The sequence below is a fragment of the uncultured Photobacterium sp. genome (assembly GCF_947502415.1).
GTDB lineage: Bacteria > Pseudomonadota > Gammaproteobacteria > Enterobacterales > Vibrionaceae > Photobacterium.
This window is the reverse complement of record NZ_CANMZV010000001.1, coordinates 427,920-445,892: the sequence shown is the minus strand read 5'-3', so window position 1 is coordinate 445,892 and position 17,973 is coordinate 427,920. Positions and strand designations below refer to the sequence as shown.

Here is a 17,973-nt window from a genome sequence, read left to right as displayed (position 1 = left end):
ACGTCGTAAATGCATGCACCTCGGAGATAAATTTAGTGGGTTTTTTATCGAAATTGTTTGGCTTGAACAAAGAAACTAAAGTGGCTGAAGTTGAGCCAGTAGAATACGAAGGGTATTTGATTTACCCCGATCCTATTGCCGAAGGTGGTCAATTCCGTATTGCAGGCCGAATCTGCAAGGAAGTCGACGGGGAGATAAAGACCCATACATTTATTCGCTCAGATTTATTGGCATCTAAGCAAGATGCGGTAACGTTCATGCTTGAGAAAGCCAAGATGTTCATCGACCAGACAGGCGATGGCATGTTTCGTTAAAAATAGTAACTGAAATATGCTGGCACCTGCCGCTAGCATATTTGTTTTTCTAAGGCAGGTGGGACTACTGAGAAGTAGTTAACAAGCAAAGTTCATCAAGGATAGATGGGTTTTCTGAATTCCAAACTGATTTCACTACGATATCTCTTCTTGATGTGTTTTAAGCGGTTGTACTGAGTGTTCAGGATATCCGTTTTGGACAATATAAGGTTTTCCTCGATTGAATTGGTCGTATTTACAACTAATCGTGTGTATTTTGTTAATTTAATTCGAGGTTTGACCTCTGTCCAGGTGGTAAAAACGTTCTTTTATTTCTGTTAGAAGGTAACATCCGTTGTTAATTACAGCGTAGATGTTAGATGATTTTGTTTTATTCCCACAAAGTACTTGATCTTACTTTGTGGGTTGGATACAAGATTGTTACTTCTTTGCCAATGTTCAGGGAATAATAATGCAAATTGGTGTGCCAAAAGAGATACTCGCTAACGAAACGCGAGTCGCTGCAACACCTAAAACGGTTGAGCAGCTTTTAAAAATGGGGTTCAGCGTTGCTGTTGAACATAATGCTGGTATTCATGCAAGCTTCGACGATGCGGCCTATGAGTCTGCGGGAGCGAGCGTTGTTACAACAGAGGAAGTATGGCAGTCAGATATTATTCTGAAAGTTAACGCTCCACAGGTGAACGACGGAACCGGTGTTGATGAATTTGACTTGATCAAAGAAGGCGCAAGCCTTGTTTGTTTCATCTGGCCAGCTCAGAACCCTGAGTTGCTAGAGAAATTGTCGGGCAAGAATATTAACGTAATGGCGATGGACTCAGTGCCACGCATTTCAAGAGCCCAGGCACTTGATGCCTTGAGTTCTATGGCAAACATCGCTGGTTATCGTGCTGTTGTTGAATCGGCTCATGAATTTGGTCGTTTCTTTACCGGCCAGATCACTGCTGCAGGTAAAGTTCCGCCGGCTAAAGTACTTGTTGCAGGTGCGGGTGTTGCTGGTCTGGCTGCAATCGGTGCAGCTGGTAGCCTGGGTGCGATTGTACGAGCATTTGATGTTCGACCTGAAGTTAAAGAGCAGGTTGAATCAATGGGTGCTGAATTCCTGGAAGTTGATTTCAAGGAAGACACAAGTACGGGCGATGGTTACGCAAAAGAAATGTCTGATGAATTCAATAAGGCTGCTGAGCGTCTATACGCAGAGCAGGCAAAAGACGTTGATATCATCATTACAACCGCTTTGATTCCTGGTCGTCCTGCCCCGAAATTGATCACCAAAGAGATGGTTGATTCAATGAAAGCGGGAAGTGTAATTGTTGACCTTGCTGCATCGAATGGCGGTAACTGTGCATACACTGAAGCCGATAAAGTTATTACGACTGAAAATGGTGTGAAGATTATCGGTTATACCGATATGGTTGGTCGTTTGCCGACTCAGTCTTCGCAGCTATACGGTACTAACTTGGTTAACTTGTTGAAACTTCTTTGTAAAGAGAAAGACGGCAATATCGATATCGACTTTGATGATGAAGTGCTTCGCGGCCTGACTGTAATCAAAGAAGGCGAGGTAACTTGGCCAGCTCCAGCAATTAAGGTGTCTGTTGAAGTTCAACAACCTGCAAAAGAGGTGGAACAGCCTGTCGTTGTCGAAGAGGAACCAACTTCTCCGATGAAGAAATACGGCATTATGGCTGCAGGTGCGGCTGTTTTTGCCTGGGTTGCTAACTACGCTCCGGCGGAATTCCTTTCTCACTTTACGGTATTCGTACTGGCCTGTGTGGTGGGATATTACGTTGTCTGGAACGTTACCCATGCATTGCATACTCCTTTGATGTCAGTAACCAATGCGATTTCGGGCATCATTATTGTTGGTGCACTGCTACAGATAGGTCACGGGATTGGTGTTGTTACCTTCTTGTCATTTATCGCCGTATTAATTGCAAGCATCAACATCTTTGGTGGCTTTACTGTTACCAAACGGATGCTTGAAATGTTCCGTAAAGATAAATAAGGAGTAACACATGTCTGCAGGAATCGTACAAGCGGCATACATTGTTGCTGCAGTACTGTTTATCATGTCACTAGCGGGACTTTCCAAGCAGGAAACAGCGCGAGCAGGTAACTACTACGGTATTGCCGGTATGGCAATTGCCCTTTTCGCGACCATTTTTGGTCCAGAAGCCCAAGGAACAGCCTGGATTATCCTGGCAATGATCATCGGTGGTGCAATCGGTATCCATTTCGCCAAGAAAGTTGAAATGACAGAAATGCCGGAACTTGTGGCAATTCTGCACAGCTTCGTTGGTATGGCTGCGGTACTGGTAGGTTTCAACACTTACCTTGACCACGGTGAGCTAACTGGTGCGATGCTGAATATCCACCTTGTTGAAATTTTCTTAGGTGTCTTCATCGGTGCTGTAACTTTTACCGGCTCAGTTGTTGCATTCGGCAAGTTGCGTGGTGTTATTTCATCTAAACCACTGACGCTTCCACATCGTCACAAGCTAAACCTGGTTGCTGTTATCGTTTCATTCCTACTGATGGTGATGTTCGTTAACGCTGAAGGTTCAATGTTCGCATTGATCCTGGTTACACTAATCGCTTTTGCATTTGGCTATCACTTGGTTGCATCTATAGGTGGTGCTGACATGCCGGTGGTTGTTTCAATGCTGAACTCATACTCTGGATGGGCTGCGGCAGCTGCTGGTTTCATGCTGGCAAATGACCTGTTGATCGTAACTGGTGCATTGGTTGGTTCGTCAGGTGCGATCCTTTCTTACATCATGTGTAAGGCAATGAACCGTTCGTTCGTCAGTGTAATCGCAGGTGGCTTCGGTACTGATGGCAGCGCAGCTGCTTCAGATGAAGAACAGGGTGAACACTATGAAGCATCAGCTGAAGAAGTAGCAGAAATGCTGAAAGATGCACGTTCTGTGATTATCACTCCGGGATACGGTATGGCAGTTGCCCAGGCTCAGTACCCGGTACATGAAATCACCGATAAGCTGCGTCGCAAAGGCGTTGATGTTCGCTTCGGTATTCACCCTGTAGCGGGTCGTCTGCCTGGGCATATGAACGTACTGCTAGCTGAAGCTAAAGTGCCTTATGATATCGTTCTTGAAATGGACGAAATCAATGAAGATTTCGAACAAACTGATGTAGTTCTGGTTATCGGTGCTAACGACACGGTTAACCCGGCAGCACTGGAAGACCCAAATAGTCCGATTGCTGGTATGCCAGTTCTTGAAGTGTGGAATTCAAAACACGTTATCGTATTCAAGCGCTCTATGAACACTGGTTATGCGGGCGTTCAGAACCCACTGTTCTTCAAAGAAAATACACAAATGCTATTTGGTGACGCGAAAGAGTCTTGCAACAAGATTCTAGAGCATCTTTAATAGTTATTTGATGTGATAGCAAAGGGAGCCTGATGGCTCCCTTTTTGTTTTTGGTGAAAAGCCATTGAAAAATGATAGGGCACTAGCTTGGTAGTTTGCTGCTAAATGTCATTAAAGTAATGATAATTTTCTGACATTAACGGCGCATAGAGTGATACACTTTGCCCATGAAAAAGTATGTCTTATTAATTTCGTTGTTGTTTTCTGGTGTTTGTCACGCCGAGGCTGATAATTTGCCTGAACGTTTGAATGCAGTACGTTCTGAATTGCTCAACAACGAGTCTTTGGCGACATACGATTTCAGGAAGCTGCAAAGCCGTTTCCCCAATCCGTTACTACTGCCATCAAGCTTGCTTCCACAGTCTGCTGTATATCCGCTTAAGTCACTAAAACATCTTTATAAAAACGCTACGACATGTAAAGGCCCTTGGCCTGTAAGTCCATTGGTTACTCAACCTGTGGTTTTTACCCGGGCTATCTGTAATAACACGGTGTTACCAAAGGGATGGTTTGTTCGCTCCGGATATATCCATCCAGGCGGCGGAAGTTATGCTGTTCGTTATCTTGAAAAACACTCTGAATCTGTTGAAGTTTTGGATAGGTATTTGCACATTCAAGAGAGGGAGCTTGCTCCGACGAATACGATTCTTGGACGCTTGCAGCGTATGAGCAATGAAGAAATTCAGGTTTATATTGCAGGGGCTGAAGCATTTATCTCAAACGGCGAGCTATGGATTAGAAATGGGAATGAATACCGTGTTTATGATCAGCCGACCTGGGCTTTTACCTTAAATAAATTTGATGTCAATTTCACCCGCCTTAACCAGACTGATTTCTGTTTGGTTAAAAGTGGTAACATCTGTTGGGAAAAAGAAGATCAATCCCACCTGATGTTTTACCTTTTGGTCGGGTTATTGGTAGCTAATGTGGCATTGCTGGTTGGGTGGGGAGTGTACCGCCTGCGCATTCGTCGTCGGGCAATGCAGGAGCGGATGTTGGTTTTACAGATCCTTACTCATGAACTGCGTACGCCGATTGCAAGCCTAGCGATGACCGTTGAAGGCTTCAGGCGTCATTTTGATGCTTTGCCAGAAAGTCTATATGATGAATTCAGGCGTTTAACAGAAGATTCTCGCCGTTTACGCCAGCTTGCAGAGGCAAGTAAAGATTACTTGCAGGCGAATCAGCAAGAGCTGAGTGTCCAACAGGTTGACTCTTTTAATGAGTGGGTAGAATATTTAAGTGAGCCTTATGATGTTTCGCTTAAGCTCGGTGAGGATCGTTCAGCAAAGGTAAATATATATTGGCTGGGTACTTGTATAGATAATTTATTATCTAATGCCCAGAAATACGGCTCAGCGCCTATTACATTAACGTCATCATTCAGCGACGGAAAGCTAATTGTAAGAGTTGAAGACAAAGGACAGCTCGGTTCGAAAGACTGGGCTAGATTAAGAAGGCCCTTCGTGAGTGAAAAAGGTCTGGGGCTTGGTCTTACAATCGTTGAATCGATGATTCGTCGAATGGGGGGAAGAATGAAACTTATCGGCCCTCCGACCACATTTATTTTGGAGATACCGTGTGAATCAAACTCTGCTTCTGGTTGAAGATGACCGCAACCTTGCTGATGGTTTACTCGAGAGCTTGAGAGAAGCAGGCTATGAATGCCTGTATGCTGATTGCGCTACAAAAGTTGCAGACTTATGGGCGAATGCCGATTTGGTTGTCTTAGACCGTCAGTTACCGGAAGGTGACTCGTTAGATTATTTGAATGGTTGGCTTACGATAAAAGAAGTGCCTGTCATTTTGTTAACGGCCATGGTGTCTGTTACAGACAAGGTTGTTGGTTTAGATTCAGGTGCAAAAGATTACCTGACCAAACCTTTTGCCGAAGAAGAGCTACTAGCTCGGATCCGTGTTCATTTGCGTAATAGTAGCACCGAGGTGAAATCAGCAAATACGATAATCAGCGGGAACATTGTTATCGATCTTGATAGTCGTGAAGTGAAGCAGGGGGAGGAATTGATAACCTTGACTCGTACTGAGTTTGAACTGCTTGTCTTCCTTGCCAAGAATGCCGGCCGGGTTTTCACCCGTGACGAGTTGCTTGATCAGGTATGGGGCTATAACCATTACCCAACTACTCGAACCGTAGATACGCACATTTTGCAATTACGGCAGAAATTGCCGGGTATTGATATTGAAACGCTGCGCGGTGTTGGTTATCGAATGAAATCATCATCGTAATGAGAAAAGTTTCCCTTACATGTGCTTTATTTGTGCTTCACTCGGTGTTTGCAATACCGAGTGCGGCTGCAAAGTGGTTTACGGGTCAGGATCTGTATACCGTTGCGCACCAAAGGCTGCTCGAAGGCAACACATCAGACAGCTTTGAAGGTATGGTTCAAGCCTGGCAGCAAGAACCCAATATAGAGCAAAGAGATAACTTGAACGATTTGCTTAAACTGGGCATTACAGAAGATTGTGGCCGAAGTTTATCGCAAAATGCTTTGCCTGAATGGTTACCTAACTTAGTTATCCAGCGTGAAGTGATTCAGAACTTAAATCAAATTATGCTCACGCTGTCGATCAACGGGGTTAGCAACAAAAACATTTCTGAAATCAAATTGGTTAAGTGGCCAGATGAAGTGGTAATTGCAAATTCACCGATTATCGGTGCAGGTGGTTATTTTTCTGTAGAAACCCGCCGTCTTGAAAAGCCAATTACAGCAGGGCTTTATCAGCTAGTTATTAGTGCTAATGAAGAACAGAACTTCAATCATTGGGTATTGCTTACTGAGCCACCTATCCGTCAGCGAATTGCCTGGAAAGACAGTAAAAATTGGCGGATAGAGCGGGGGGGATTACCGAACCCTGCTTGTCCATCGCCAGTGCTTTCAATGAGTATGTATGATCTGAATGATACGTCTTGGACGCCACTTTGGACTGAAGATGTTGATGGCAAACTACCGACAACCTTGCCAAAGATCGATGTGCCAGACGGTCGATATTGGCTAAGTGTCGGGTTGATTGAAAGTCGGTGGCAAGGAGAGGTTTCTGTTCTTGATATTCAAACTATTACTCGACCAGTTGATTACCCAGGGTTCTGATTTTACATCAAAAAATATAATTTGATTCAACTGAACACTTTTTACATTAAAAGAGATATTTGAATTGCACGTCAAAAGATGTATTATTGATGCAACTTTTAAGTGCAGGTTTATATTTATCTATGATGCAGATACTCGATAGCGAAAAAGAACAGCGGATCCTACCTGTTTTTCGTTTGGCATTCCGTCCGTTTTTTTTGGCCGCAAGTGCTTTTTCTGTTGTGTCTATGCTGATTTGGGCCGCGTTTTGGTCCGGAAAATTTAATGTCAGTGCTTTGATGTACGGTAATCCGTTGTGGTGGCATAGTCATGAAATGTTGATTGGCTTTACCGGTGCAATAATTGTCGGCTTTTTGCTGACTGCAGTTCAAAACTGGACAGGTAATCCAGGTGTCAGGGGCTGGAAATTAGCAACCATTTTTCTATTTTGGCTTGTTGCACGAGTAGGGCTTTTAGTCGGAACACCTAGTGTATTGCTAATGATTGCCGATTTAGTATGGATGCCATTAGCAGCCTATTTCTTGGCAAAGCCAATTGTTATTCGTAAGCAGTGGAACAACTTCTTTTTTGCGCCTTTAATTTTGCTGCTGACTTACTTGAATGTACGTTATCATTTGGCTGCCCTAGGATTTGGCGGCGGTGAGATTCGTTCAGTTTCGTTCATGACTGTTATGGTAATTTCCGTAATCGTCCTTGTTGTTGGTGGTAGAGTGATCCCTTTCTTCACCTGGCGCGGAACCAATACAGAGCAAATAACCCGTGTTAAAGGGATTGAGTTAGGCTCGCTGATTCCTAGCTGGTTGCTATTGCTTGCCGTATTGCTGCCATTACCTGATGCAATCAACAATGAGGTCTTAGCTACGTTACTGTTTTTAACAGGTATTGCTCATCTGATTCGGTTTGCACGTTGGCGTACATTATCGACGTTAAAAACGCCTTTGTTATGGTCATTACATGCAGCGTACCTGTTCATGATTGTTGGAATATTCGCGCTTGGCTTAAACTATCTAACTGGTGATGCAAGTTACAGTGTAGCGCTTCACTTCATTACCGTTGGTGGTATAGGTTGTATGATTCTGGCTATGATTGCCAGGGTATCATTGGGACATACCGGGCGTAGCTTACAAGTGGGTAAGGCAATGGTTGTGGCATTTGCTCTTCTTCTTGTTGCGGCTCTTGTGCGTACTGTGCTGGTTGTTCTGTTCCCAGCTTTGATACTAAATGCGTATATCATTTCTGCTGTTCTGTGGTCAATGGCGTTTTTGATATTCTCCATGGTTTACTATCCAGTATTAACTCAGCCAAGAGTTGATGGTCGTCCGGGATAAAGAGGTGACAATAAAGCTAATTATCCATAGAATGGCAACCCCTTTAGTCGAGTAGAATTTATAGTTATGTTCAACAACGTGCCTACACTAACTCACGAGCAGCAGCAGAAAGCGGCTGAAAAAATCCATGAACTGATGGCGAAAGGCATTAGCAGTGGTGAAGCCATTATGATTGTTGCTAATGAAATTCGTGAAGCTGAAGCAAAAAAAAATGCGGCACAGAGTGAAGACGAGCAGTAACTAGCAAGTTATTAGTTAGCGAATGATTTTAAAATAGGCACCTTTTGGTGCCTGTTTTTTCATCAAAATGTGCGGTTAATCTCATCTGTTTTAACTGACCTTAGCAAACAGTTGCATGCTGAAATAGAATAATATTACTTCAGTTTTTGTAAGGGTAATTTTACAGGGGGCAGGATGAATAACCGGTACCTGAAGGCGCGTACATTAGCGAGAGTAAAACATAAAGGCCAGTTGTATGGTGATGTTCCGTATTATGTGCATCTTGAGGCTGTATCCCGGTTAGCAAGTCCTTTCGGCACTGATGCCATGATTGCTGCCCAACTGCACGATGTGTTAGAGGACACTGAAACCACGGTTGAAGAGATTGCTGCTGATTTCGGATATATGATTGCTGACGCTGTCGGCTATATGACAGATGGTAAATTGAAAGATCGCCTGGAGAGAAAAACTCACGTTAACTTACGACTTTCGTCGCTTGATATTAGTGAGGAGGCTGGAAGGATCGCATTGATAGTCAAGGCTTGCGACCGTCTTGCGAATGTCAGAGCGAGTCTGCATAGTCCTGAAAAGTATTTTTCCATGTATCAACAAGAGCATCCGGCTTTTCGGCAAGCAGTATACCGTAAAGGGCTCTGTGAAGCGATTTGGTGGGAGTTGGATAACTTATTGAAACTGTCAGAAGCATCGTGATTAGGCTTAACATAGCGAAAGGGGCTGTTTAGCCCCTCTTTAATCTGGTAACTTCAGCTGTTATTTTTCTTCATCGTAGATAGTTGGAATTGGCTGACGCTTATGTTGCGTTGCTTGGTAAATTTCAACCAAACGCTCTGCTACTTCGGTTTCAACAGGCTTTCCTTCCAGGAAGTCGTCAATCTGATCGTAGGTAACCATTAGCGCGTGTTCATCTGGTTTTTGTGGAGCCAACTCTTCCAAATCCGCAGTAGGAACCTTTCTCACTAGGACTTCTGGTGCACCAAGCGCTGCAGCAATCTCGCGAACCTGACGTTTATTCAGGCCAAATAATGGTGCTAGGTCACACGCGCCATCACCGAACTTGGTATAAAAACCAGTAATGTTTTCTGCTGAGTGATCTGTACCCAAGACTAAACCACCCACTAATCCTGCGATTTCGTACTGTGCAATCATCCGGGTACGCGCTTTTACATTACCTTTGACGAAATCCAGCTTTGCATGGCATTCCGGAATAAGGTCGGTATCTTCCAGTGCTTTTAGTGTGTTTGCATGTGTACCATCAACACCGTCTTTTATGTTGACGCTCACCGCATGGCTTGGTTGAATGAAAGAAAGAGCGAGCTGAGCCTCATCTTCATCGTGCTGATTACCATACGGTAAACGTACGGCAATGAACTGATAGTCTTGAGTATTAGTTTCGTCATTTAGCCGGTTGATAGCCAACTGAGCAAGGCGTCCACAAAGAGTGGAGTCAACACCACCGCTAATCCCTAGAACAAGAGATTTACAACCTGCTTGTTTAAGTTTGCGCTGAATAAAACTGATACGTCGCTGAATTTCAAAGTCAGTATCAATTTCTGGCAATACGCGCATTTCAGCGCGAATTAGCTGTTCCATAGTCAATGAATCCTCAGGGCATTGCCCACTATCTAGTCATTTAGCTTGTTCGAATGCAAAAAATGGCAAATTTGCATTAAACCTTTAATAAAATCATGCGATAACTCTAAGTAAGGATCAATCCTGAACTCACAATAAAATTGAATTTGTGCGAAATCGGTATAAAAAAGGGGCATTCTAGTCATGACAACATCAATTGCGGTGTTTGGTAGCGCGTTTAATCCACCTAGTTTAGGTCACAAATCGGTACTGGAGCGCTTATGGCACTTTGATCGAGTCTTACTATTACCTAGTTACGCTCATGCCTGGGGTAAGGCGATGATTGATTACGATGCTCGTTGCGAATTGGTAGAGGCATTCATCGATGATTTGGCTTTACCTAATCTAGAGCTCTCACGGCTAGAGAAGGAAATGGCTGTAGGGGATGAATCGATCACAACATTTGCTGTGCTGACTGAGCTTCAGACGCGGATGCCTGAAGCAGAACTTACATTTGTTGTTGGTCCAGACAACTTTCTAAGCTTTAGTAAGTTTTACAAATCTGACGAAATCTTGAGTAAGTGGCAGATTTTGGCATGCCCGGAAACTGTTAAGATTAGAAGCACAATAATACGTGATAATATTGTCAAGAGTCGCAGTATCTCACATTTGACAACAAAAAAAGTGGCTAGAATGCTTACTGATAAGGCTCATTATAGTTTTCGTGAACATGACTGACATATTGTAGTAGAATAGAGCTCGTACTGTGTTGGTCTTTGGCGTGGAAGGCTTGGTTGTGAATAGTAGAAACAAGAAAATATTGTTTAGTATTGTACTCACCGGAGTTGTTAACGTGTCTGATGTATCGGCTATACCGTGTCAGCAGTATGATATTCGTGAACTTGCTGCTTTAGCTGATGAATATGAAGAGAAGATTGTCACTTTATGTTCTTATGTTGACCCTCAGCATGATAAAGCATTACAACAATTACACACTGCACATTTAACCTGGAAGCAGGAGCGCGAAACTAATGATGACTTCTGGGATGACTGGCTCGGTCTAAGTGATTCTCCTGTATTGTCTTCGGAGTCTAATTCAACGTTTTATGGTGTCGGGTTATGGATGCCGGAAAAATATGAGGATGTTGATATCTTGAGAATCGAGGATGCAGAAGAGTGGATTAAAAACCACGGCTTGCAAATGAGTTTAGGGATGATGGGTAACGACAGTCGCTCTCCCAGAGTTAGATTAGACTACCGTTGGCATAACGATGATAATGATGATGTGTTTTTGCAGGTAGAAATCCCTATTCAATAAAACTGTTGAATTCGATAAAAAAGCGACTTATCAACGTCGCTTTTTTTATCTCAGTAATGCAGCCTTAAGCCAGTGTTTCACCCAGAATCGGCTTTGCAAGTGCCGAGATAGTATCAGCCGGCATTTTGAGCTTATCTGCGATTTGATTCAGCTTTCTGCCTGAGCGTGATAACTTCAGTGCCTCGCGCATTGTGATGCAGGCTTCAAACTCATTGGTAGATACACCAATAACATTTGAAATGGCGCTAATAGCTGATTTATCCGTTACCTTGTCACCTTTTATTAGAAGACTTAGCGACTGGTCAAAATTATTGGGTAGAGAAGGGCAAAGTGAGTTTGTTTTTACTTTTAGTTTTGTGGCCTGATCTGCTACAACACGAAGCAGATTTGTCACAACTTGAACTTGCTCAGGAGAGTCTTCTTTTTGTGATTCTGTACGTAATTCGTTTAGTAACGCTGAGTCCAGTGCCGTAACTTTGAAGAAGCCAGCATTGCGGCACACAGGTATCGTCAGACGCGCAGAGAACTCAACTTTCTCAAATTTTGTTCCGGGAATAACTGTTAATGCATGAAGGCAATCGAACGGAATCCAAAAGCCATTACCTTTTGAGACTAAGAATTCTTGTTTACCAAGCCGGATAAGTGCAGAACCTTCGGAAACGACAATCATATATGAGGTATGACTTTTACGTCGTGAACCAACGTACAGATAATTATGGATACAGTGTGAAAATTCAATAGCCTGTTTCATAGTGAAGTCTCTAGCAAAAAAGCACGCACATATTGTTCTGTTTTTGCTTAAGGGTCAATAACTGAGGTGGTTAACAACAATTTTTGACGATTTTTTAGCAGAAATTGCTACTCTAACAACAGACATAACCCAATAATTTGGGTTAATCTGCTTGAAATTTATACATAATCATGTGGTTAGACCTCCAACCATTGGTGTTGTAGCTTCTAGCCATTGGGCAAATTGATAAATCTGCGTAAAATGACGCGGTTTTTATTTGATACGAAGCATAATTGTGCAAACAGATAACGATATTTATAAAGAGATCCGTCCTTATAACGATGACGAAGTTAGTGCCGCTATTCAACGTCTTGTAAACGATAAAGAATTCATCACTGCTATTTTGAATTATCGTTTCCCGCAATTATCAGGCGTATTGGGCTGGTTGCTGATCCCAATAATCAAGCGTTTTTTAATCAAAAAATGGTCGAACGTCAAAACGGTTGAAGATGTTCAGCTACAGGTTGCGAAGTATATGAATGCAACCATAAATCATTCATGTGACGGTGTAACTAGCACAGGGTTGGATAAGCTTGACCCAAACCAAGCATATCTATTTGTTTCCAATCACCGGGATATCGCAATGGATCCGGCGATGGTCAACTGGTGTTTGTTCGAACATAATTTTAAATCTGTACGTATCGCAATTGGCGATAACTTACTGAAGAAGCCTTGCGCGACAGAGCTGATGCGTTTGAATAAAAGCTTCATTGTTAAGCGTTCAGCAAAAGGACCTCGAGAGTTGATGAAGACGCTTGGTCTGCTTTCAAGCTACATTTCTAACTCAATTGAAACTGCTAATTCTATCTGGATTGCGCAAAAAGAAGGGCGTGCTAAAGATGGAAATGACAAAACTGATCCGGCAATTTTGAAGATGTTTTATATGGAAGGGCGCAAGCGTAAGGAATCTTTCGCAGAGTTTATGCCTAAGCTAAACATTGTGCCTGTTGCGATCTCTTATGAAAATGATCCGTGTGATATTGCCAAAGCCAAGGAGCTATACGAGAAAGCAACTTCTGGTAGTTATGAAAAAGGTGAGTTTGAAGATATTGAAAGCATCATCCAGGGCATTGTTGGTGAAAAACGTCATATCCATGTGAGCTTTGGTGATGTTATTAAAACATCTTTTGAAACCCCCGAAGAGCTCGCAGAGGAAGTTGATCGCCAGATAACTCAGAACTACCATCTGTTCCCTGCAAACTATGTTGCCGCAGAACTTGAACATGCATCAGTGACAGATGCTGAGAAAGCTCGCTTCGATAAAAAGTTTGATGAACAACCTGATGGTGTTGTGGAGATACTGAAAAAAATGTATGCCTTCCCGGCCTTAAAGAAACAGTAATAACAGTGGCCTAATAAGAGAGGCAGTGGATAATAATATCCACTGCCTCAATACTGCAAGTCCTGGTTTGCACTCAAAGTTCTGACGATAGCCTTAGGCGACAGGACTTCAACTCTTCGGTTTTCTTGCTTTTCCTTCTCACTTTTACCGATTGATAAACGTTCGCTGCTTCCCGCTGCAACAATTTGAATTCTCTCTTCTTCTACACCAAATACTGAAGCTATATAAATAGCTACGCTGAATGCTCGCTCGTAAGAAAGAATTATATTGTCTTCCTCATTTGCACTGTCATCGCTATGTCCAACAACAACGATAAAACTATCGGGGTGCTGCCTGAGTCGAATTGCAAGAGGGTCGAGAAGAAACTGATTTCTTACGCTAAGATCGTAGCTGTTTGAATCAAAATAAATAACTTGCCGCATTTCGGGCAATTCAGTTAGTAAAATTTGGGGATTAGGCACCACGCTAGTATTAGCAATAGGAGAAGGGCTGATATTATTTGTGACGCCGTCACCTCCATTGCTACATCCTGCTATCAAAAAGCATGATAAAAAGATGGAAATGAAGGATTTGTATCGATAGTTAATGAGTGGCATTAGTAAACCTAAAGTAAAGCTATTACTTTAGGTTTAGATCATCTGCTTAGAATCACAACTGCACTGTTGAGATAGTTAATTCACTGTTTAAACCGTGATTGGGTTTGGCGTGCGGTAAGGAGGAACAGCCATACGCTCAGCCATAAAATCAATAAAAGAACGGACTTTAGGTGCAAGGTATTTACGTCTTGGATATACGGCATAAATAGGCAGTTCGACATCAGCTTTCCACTCCGGCAGAAGCCTGACTAATTTACCTGTCTCCAGTTCATCGGTAATAAGATAAGTTGCAAGGTAAGCAACACCTAAACCAGATACTGCAGCATCAAGAACCGCAGGAGCATTGTCTATGCGATAGTTGCCTCGTGCGCGAATAGATTGCCGAACACCGTCACGGGTAAATTCCCAATTAACATACTTTCGCTCACGACTTTGGTAAGTGATGCAATTATGCTTACGCAGATCACCAGGTACATTAGGTTTACCATTTTGAGCTAAATAATCAGGAGAGGCTACAACAGCAAATTCACAGTCGGCCAATTTTCTCGCAACCATACCTTCTGGAGGATGTTCATGGATAGCGACCCAACAGTCAAACCCTTCTTCGAGTAGGTTAGGGCGGTGGTCAAACAGACTGATCTCCAATTCCAGTTCTGGATGTTCTTGCTGGAATTCTGCAAGAGCCGTTGTAATGCGCGCCTGACCGAAAGATTGCGCAAAGCCAATCCTTAGCACACCTTTAATTTCATTTCGATAACCTGCCACCATGGCTTCAGCTTCATTAACTGTATCAAGCAGTTGCTGACCATACTCGGAATATTGCTGGCCAATATCCGTTAATGCCACTGTTCGGGTACTGCGTTGTACTAATTGGCATCCCAAACGTTCTTCAAGAAAGCGAATCTGTTTACTGACTTGTGATTTGGAAATACCAAGTCTTTCAGCGGCACGGGTGAAGTTTTGTTCGTGGCCAACAGTAGCGAGGATCACCATTTGTTGAAGATTTTCTAGCATAGGGAAGAACCATAGTGGAATAACCGCGGAATTATACCATTGATTATAAATCAATAAATAAAGTCTGGGTCACACTGTCACAACATAACCTAGTAAAACTACGGTTTTTTTCTATTAAAACGTAGCTTTTATTTAAGCTCTCATGAAAAAGGTGAATATAGCCATGCGATGCAGGTAGTGGATTATGCTGTAGATGTTAGTCGCTTTTTATTATTATAAATCAGATGGTTAAAGGTATTATTTCTTCATGTGCATGAAGTCGATATAGATTTGTAACTAACTTACAGCTTGATTTTGTTATTAGTCATACATTCTGATCTTGTTGTTGAATTAGTATTATCGATAGTTGAAATCAAGATTAACGATTTAATTAATTCGTATTCAATAAGTAACATATAATGTGAGCTCTAACAATTTGCCTGGTGCACTATAACTTTATGATTATAAAAAATAATTTTTACACAACTACAAACTCAATATTAAGCAAGATAAAAATACATGGATATGCTTGATTATGCTAATGTTAAGTAACACTTGATAAAGTTCTGCGTCGCTATCCATTCAGGTATCTACAATGATACAAATACAAAAAATTCGGGCGAATTTAACAAATTATGATGTGCTTGAATTGTTCCAAAAGGAGCTACAGTAAACGGAAAAGCAGATTATCAAAAAAAGTGGTCTTTACTGTTACTTTTGGTGTTATGAATGTTTTTCTATTTATCGCCCTTGTTGTTACCAGTCAAAGGGATTCGGCGCGTGATTATGCAGCAAAAGTAATGAAAAAAGCATTTGTAGCAGAACGTGCCATACATATTATTGATGAAGCCGCAGGTACAAAGATTCTTTAGCAATCCCAAAATATGAGCCTTGGTGGGTAGGGCTGCCATATAAGTTTGCTAAAGAGGCTCTTAACAGCCCCTTTAGCTTAAGCAGCAATAGTTGTTACCTTCGACTACATTTGAACCACAAGAGTGTGATTTTTTATCAGCAATTCTGGGCGTGCTTTTTTTAGAGCTGTTTGCTTAAAATCATCTTCATCAAGTCTGTAGACTGGTCTGCTTAAAATTAGCTGACCAATTAATCGTACTATCGGTGATAGTAATTGATTGCCAGCAACACCTGTTATTGCTTCTGGCAAGATCTCCAGTGACTCTACTTCCAAGTCGTTTAAAAAGATTGCTCCTTCATCTTTGTCATAGTAGGGAATAGCACTGAAGCTGACATCAATGTTGATTTCCTGTTCCGGTTGACCGGAAATCATCAGCTTAGCTTCAGAATTGGCATCGAGGTTTACACGTTCATTTGATATCCGTCCAATTCCAACCTTAATATCGTTAAATTTAACATTTGCATAGGCCAAGCCTTTTATCCCGACAGTGCGTTCAAAAGAAGCCTGGCTATCCAGATATTCTTGGATCTCATTTTCTGTGACGCTGTAACTAGCGCATGAGGAGAGAAAAAGCGTGAGCAGTGTAAATGCAAAAAAATTTTTCACAATAGACCTATGGATAATTTAAATTCCCAATAAATTATCATCAATCTAACGATTTTGCTATTGCAGATCCGAGACAGTCTAAAAGCAGAATTTAAACTCGTCTTTGTATAGCTTTTCAAGTTTCTTACGATATTTTTCACCTTGTTTAAAGGTATATTTATGCCTCATCTTCTTATGAATCATCTCTATTTTTTCTCGAGTTTTAAGGCATTTTTCGGCTTTGGAGCTTTTTGCGAATACATCAAGAGATAAACTCAAAACCAATAGTATGAGTAGGGCTGATAATGTGATTTTTCTTTTCATGCTGAAGCTTTCTAGTAATTAATGGTGTGACCTACATTACATATCGAATCATCAGGCAGATACCAGAAAGCAAAATCATTTCGTAGTAAACCTCAGAAGGAGTTAACAATCGACCACATAGTTACTGTACAGTTGGCTTTTGATCAAAATAAGTGCCCGGGTTTTACTCGAGCACTCATTATAGTTGTGGCTATGCTGATTCAGAGAATAGCAGTTCGAAATCATAATTATTACGTTTCAGAGCATTCTTTAGCTTGTTTAAAGAGCTTACTTGCAATTGGCGGATACGTTCGCGAGTAAGACCAACCTCATCAGCAACCTGCTGTAAGGTTTGGGTTTCATGGCCAAGCAAACCAAAACGACGGCAGATAATTTCACGATCGCGCTCGTTAAGACTCTCCAATACTGAAATGGCCAACTTTCTTATATCTGCCTGGTTGAGCTCAGTATCAGGCTGATTTGAACCATCATCAGCAATAAATGCAGAAATTGTCTGAGAGTTGCTATCATCGCTAATCGCCTGATCAATTGACACAACTGGTGCGTCATACGCTAAAACACCTGAAATATCATCTACAGAGCGTTCAAGCTTTTCTGCAATGTCTTCATGGCTAGGCTCTTGGTTAGAACTCTTCATCAGCTGCTTATGTGTTCGTAAAATCGTGTTGATTTCTTTTGACACGTGCACTGGTAGACGAATAGTACGAGCTTGATTGTGAATCGCGCGTTCAATAGTTTGCTTAATCCACCACGTTGCATATGTTGAGAAGCGAAAACCTCGCTCAGGATCGTATTTGTCTACGGCTGTGATTAAACCAATATTCCCTTCGTCGATAAGATCACTGAGTAACATTCCGCTACCACGATATTTTTTGGCAATACTAACAACTAATCGCAAGTTGCTTTCAATCATGGTCGCCTTGGCATACTCATCACCCAACAAACTTTTACGGCTATAAAGTATTTCTTCATTCTTGGTGAGAAGGGGCTTTTGCGCGATCTCCTGAAGATAAAGATGAATAACATCCGCATCAAAACCATGTATTTCTTGTGACTTGATATCCATATCTAATCCCTCAATAACAGGTAAAACGATGTTTATATTTATTGTTGTTCCTTAAAGACGGTAACATACACATGTTGCATATTCTATTCG

The 17,973-nt window shown here is 42.0% G+C and carries 20 protein-coding genes; 13 read left to right on the top strand and 7 right to left on the bottom strand.

From position 1 onward, the window contains the following. Positions 1–35: 35 nt before the first annotated feature. The 9 genes from Q0852_RS02015 (at position 36) to Q0852_RS01975 (ending at position 9,077) form a co-directional block, all read left to right on the top strand. Complete coding sequence (locus Q0852_RS02015) at positions 36–314, top strand: HlyU family transcriptional regulator (RefSeq protein WP_299013312.1); 279 nt, start codon at positions 36–38, stop codon at positions 312–314. Positions 315–765: 451 nt separating this feature from the next. Continuing rightward, entirely contained in the window at positions 766–2,322 is a 1,557-nt protein-coding gene (gene pntA, locus Q0852_RS02010) for a Re/Si-specific NAD(P)(+) transhydrogenase subunit alpha (RefSeq protein ID WP_299013311.1), read from the top strand. 10 nt (positions 2,323–2,332) lie between these two features. Continuing rightward, complete coding sequence (pntB, locus tag Q0852_RS02005; protein WP_299013310.1) at positions 2,333–3,709, top strand: Re/Si-specific NAD(P)(+) transhydrogenase subunit beta; 1,377 nt, start codon at positions 2,333–2,335, stop codon at positions 3,707–3,709. A 167-nt stretch (positions 3,710–3,876) separates the two neighbouring features. After that, positions 3,877–5,316 (top strand): sensor histidine kinase VxrA, encoded by a 1,440-nt coding sequence (vxrA, locus tag Q0852_RS02000; RefSeq protein WP_299013309.1) that lies wholly within the window; start codon positions 3,877–3,879, stop codon positions 5,314–5,316. Further along, the gene (locus tag Q0852_RS01995; RefSeq protein WP_299013308.1) at positions 5,291–5,956 is read left to right on the top strand and encodes a response regulator transcription factor; all 666 of its coding nucleotides are present in this window, start codon (positions 5,291–5,293) and stop codon (positions 5,954–5,956) included. The genes vxrA and Q0852_RS01995 overlap by 26 nt, the downstream gene beginning before the upstream one ends. Further along, a complete protein-coding gene (locus Q0852_RS01990; protein ID WP_299013307.1) occupies positions 5,956–6,819 on the top strand; it encodes a DUF2861 family protein in 864 nt (287 codons plus the stop codon). Before Q0852_RS01995 ends, Q0852_RS01990 begins: the two co-directional genes overlap by 1 nt. An 89-nt stretch (positions 6,820–6,908) precedes the next feature. Next, positions 6,909–8,147, top strand: coding sequence for an NnrS family protein (locus Q0852_RS01985; RefSeq protein WP_367278104.1), 1,239 nt, complete (start codon positions 6,909–6,911; stop codon positions 8,145–8,147). A 66-nt stretch (positions 8,148–8,213) separates the two neighbouring features. Beyond that, positions 8,214–8,387 (top strand): YoaH family protein, encoded by a 174-nt coding sequence (locus Q0852_RS01980; RefSeq protein ID WP_299013305.1) that lies wholly within the window; start codon positions 8,214–8,216, stop codon positions 8,385–8,387. Positions 8,388–8,561: 174 nt separating this feature from the next. Continuing rightward, complete coding sequence (locus tag Q0852_RS01975; protein ID WP_299013304.1) at positions 8,562–9,077, top strand: HD domain-containing protein; 516 nt, start codon at positions 8,562–8,564, stop codon at positions 9,075–9,077. Between the two features lie 60 nt (positions 9,078–9,137). Here Q0852_RS01975 and nadE read toward each other — a convergent pair whose 3' ends face one another. Beyond that, on the bottom strand, positions 9,138–9,977 hold the full coding sequence (gene nadE / locus Q0852_RS01970; RefSeq protein WP_299013302.1) for an ammonia-dependent NAD(+) synthetase: 840 nt from the start codon (positions 9,975–9,977) through the stop codon (positions 9,138–9,140). A 183-nt stretch (positions 9,978–10,160) separates the two neighbouring features. Here nadE and Q0852_RS01965 point away from each other — a divergent pair, with 183 nt between their 5' ends. Both Q0852_RS01965 and Q0852_RS01960 read left to right on the top strand, forming a co-directional pair. Then, on the top strand, positions 10,161–10,694 hold the full coding sequence (locus Q0852_RS01965; RefSeq protein WP_299013301.1) for a nicotinate-nicotinamide nucleotide adenylyltransferase: 534 nt from the start codon (positions 10,161–10,163) through the stop codon (positions 10,692–10,694). 115 nt (positions 10,695–10,809) lie between these two features. Continuing rightward, the gene (locus Q0852_RS01960) at positions 10,810–11,274 is read left to right on the top strand and encodes a hypothetical protein (protein ID WP_299013300.1); all 465 of its coding nucleotides are present in this window, start codon (positions 10,810–10,812) and stop codon (positions 11,272–11,274) included. Positions 11,275–11,338: 64 nt separating this feature from the next. Here Q0852_RS01960 and Q0852_RS01955 read toward each other — a convergent pair whose 3' ends face one another. After that, positions 11,339–12,025 carry an AraC family ligand binding domain-containing protein gene (locus Q0852_RS01955; RefSeq protein WP_299013298.1) on the bottom strand — a complete coding sequence of 229 codons (687 nt, stop codon included), beginning with the start codon at positions 12,023–12,025 and terminating at the stop codon, positions 11,339–11,341. 274 nt (positions 12,026–12,299) lie between these two features. Here Q0852_RS01955 and Q0852_RS01950 point away from each other — a divergent pair, with 274 nt between their 5' ends. Further along, complete coding sequence (locus Q0852_RS01950) at positions 12,300–13,406, top strand: 1-acyl-sn-glycerol-3-phosphate acyltransferase (protein WP_299013297.1); 1,107 nt, start codon at positions 12,300–12,302, stop codon at positions 13,404–13,406. Between the two features lie 47 nt (positions 13,407–13,453). Here the strand turns inward: Q0852_RS01950 and Q0852_RS01945 are convergent, their stop codons facing one another. Both Q0852_RS01945 and Q0852_RS01940 read right to left on the bottom strand, forming a co-directional pair. Beyond that, positions 13,454–14,002 carry an OmpA family protein gene (locus Q0852_RS01945; protein ID WP_299013295.1) on the bottom strand — a complete coding sequence of 183 codons (549 nt, stop codon included), beginning with the start codon at positions 14,000–14,002 and terminating at the stop codon, positions 13,454–13,456. Between the two features lie 87 nt (positions 14,003–14,089). Further along, on the bottom strand, positions 14,090–15,016 hold the full coding sequence (locus Q0852_RS01940) for a LysR family transcriptional regulator (protein ID WP_299013294.1): 927 nt from the start codon (positions 15,014–15,016) through the stop codon (positions 14,090–14,092). A gap of 704 nt (positions 15,017–15,720) precedes the next feature. On the opposite strand from Q0852_RS01940, the gene Q0852_RS01935 reads away from it, so the two are divergent. After that, complete coding sequence (locus Q0852_RS01935; RefSeq protein WP_299013292.1) at positions 15,721–15,867, top strand: hypothetical protein; 147 nt, start codon at positions 15,721–15,723, stop codon at positions 15,865–15,867. Between the two features lie 104 nt (positions 15,868–15,971). On the opposite strand, the gene Q0852_RS01930 is transcribed toward Q0852_RS01935, so the two are convergent. The 3 genes from Q0852_RS01930 to rpoS form a co-directional block, all read right to left on the bottom strand. Beyond that, positions 15,972–16,514: a DUF1439 domain-containing protein gene (locus tag Q0852_RS01930; protein ID WP_299013291.1), complete on the bottom strand. Its 543-nt coding sequence runs from the start codon at positions 16,512–16,514 to the stop codon at positions 15,972–15,974. A 78-nt stretch (positions 16,515–16,592) separates the two neighbouring features. Further along, complete coding sequence (locus tag Q0852_RS01925; RefSeq protein ID WP_299013290.1) at positions 16,593–16,817, bottom strand: hypothetical protein; 225 nt, start codon at positions 16,815–16,817, stop codon at positions 16,593–16,595. Between the two features lie 190 nt (positions 16,818–17,007). Next, complete coding sequence (gene rpoS / locus Q0852_RS01920; protein WP_299013288.1) at positions 17,008–17,883, bottom strand: RNA polymerase sigma factor RpoS; 876 nt, start codon at positions 17,881–17,883, stop codon at positions 17,008–17,010. Positions 17,884–17,973: the final 90 nt, after the last annotated feature.

Excerpts from the sequence above, each read along its gene's own strand:
- pntA (WP_299013311.1), top strand. The coding sequence starts at position 766 with ATGCAAATTGGTGTGCCAAAAGAGATACTCGCTAACGAAACGCGAGTC.
- pntB (WP_299013310.1), top strand. The coding sequence starts at position 2,333 with ATGTCTGCAGGAATCGTACAAGCGGCATACATTGTTGCTGCAGTACTG.
- vxrA (WP_299013309.1), top strand. The coding sequence starts at position 3,877 with ATGAAAAAGTATGTCTTATTAATTTCGTTGTTGTTTTCTGGTGTTTGT.
- Q0852_RS01990 (WP_299013307.1), top strand. The coding sequence starts at position 5,956 with ATGAGAAAAGTTTCCCTTACATGTGCTTTATTTGTGCTTCACTCGGTG.
- Q0852_RS01985 (WP_367278104.1), top strand. The coding sequence starts at position 6,909 with ATGCAACTTTTAAGTGCAGGTTTATATTTATCTATGATGCAGATACTC.
- Q0852_RS01980 (WP_299013305.1), top strand. The coding sequence starts at position 8,214 with ATGTTCAACAACGTGCCTACACTAACTCACGAGCAGCAGCAGAAAGCG.
- Q0852_RS01975 (WP_299013304.1), top strand. The coding sequence starts at position 8,562 with ATGAATAACCGGTACCTGAAGGCGCGTACATTAGCGAGAGTAAAACAT.
- nadE (WP_299013302.1), bottom strand. The coding sequence starts at position 9,977 with ATGGAACAGCTAATTCGCGCTGAAATGCGCGTATTGCCAGAAATTGAT.
- Q0852_RS01965 (WP_299013301.1), top strand. The coding sequence starts at position 10,161 with ATGACAACATCAATTGCGGTGTTTGGTAGCGCGTTTAATCCACCTAGT.
- Q0852_RS01955 (WP_299013298.1), bottom strand. The coding sequence starts at position 12,025 with ATGAAACAGGCTATTGAATTTTCACACTGTATCCATAATTATCTGTAC.
- Q0852_RS01945 (WP_299013295.1), bottom strand. The coding sequence starts at position 14,002 with ATGCCACTCATTAACTATCGATACAAATCCTTCATTTCCATCTTTTTA.
- Q0852_RS01940 (WP_299013294.1), bottom strand. The coding sequence starts at position 15,016 with ATGCTAGAAAATCTTCAACAAATGGTGATCCTCGCTACTGTTGGCCAC.
- Q0852_RS01935 (WP_299013292.1), top strand. The coding sequence starts at position 15,721 with ATGAATGTTTTTCTATTTATCGCCCTTGTTGTTACCAGTCAAAGGGAT.
- Q0852_RS01925 (WP_299013290.1), bottom strand. The coding sequence starts at position 16,817 with ATGAAAAGAAAAATCACATTATCAGCCCTACTCATACTATTGGTTTTG.
- rpoS (WP_299013288.1), bottom strand. The coding sequence starts at position 17,883 with ATGGATATCAAGTCACAAGAAATACATGGTTTTGATGCGGATGTTATT.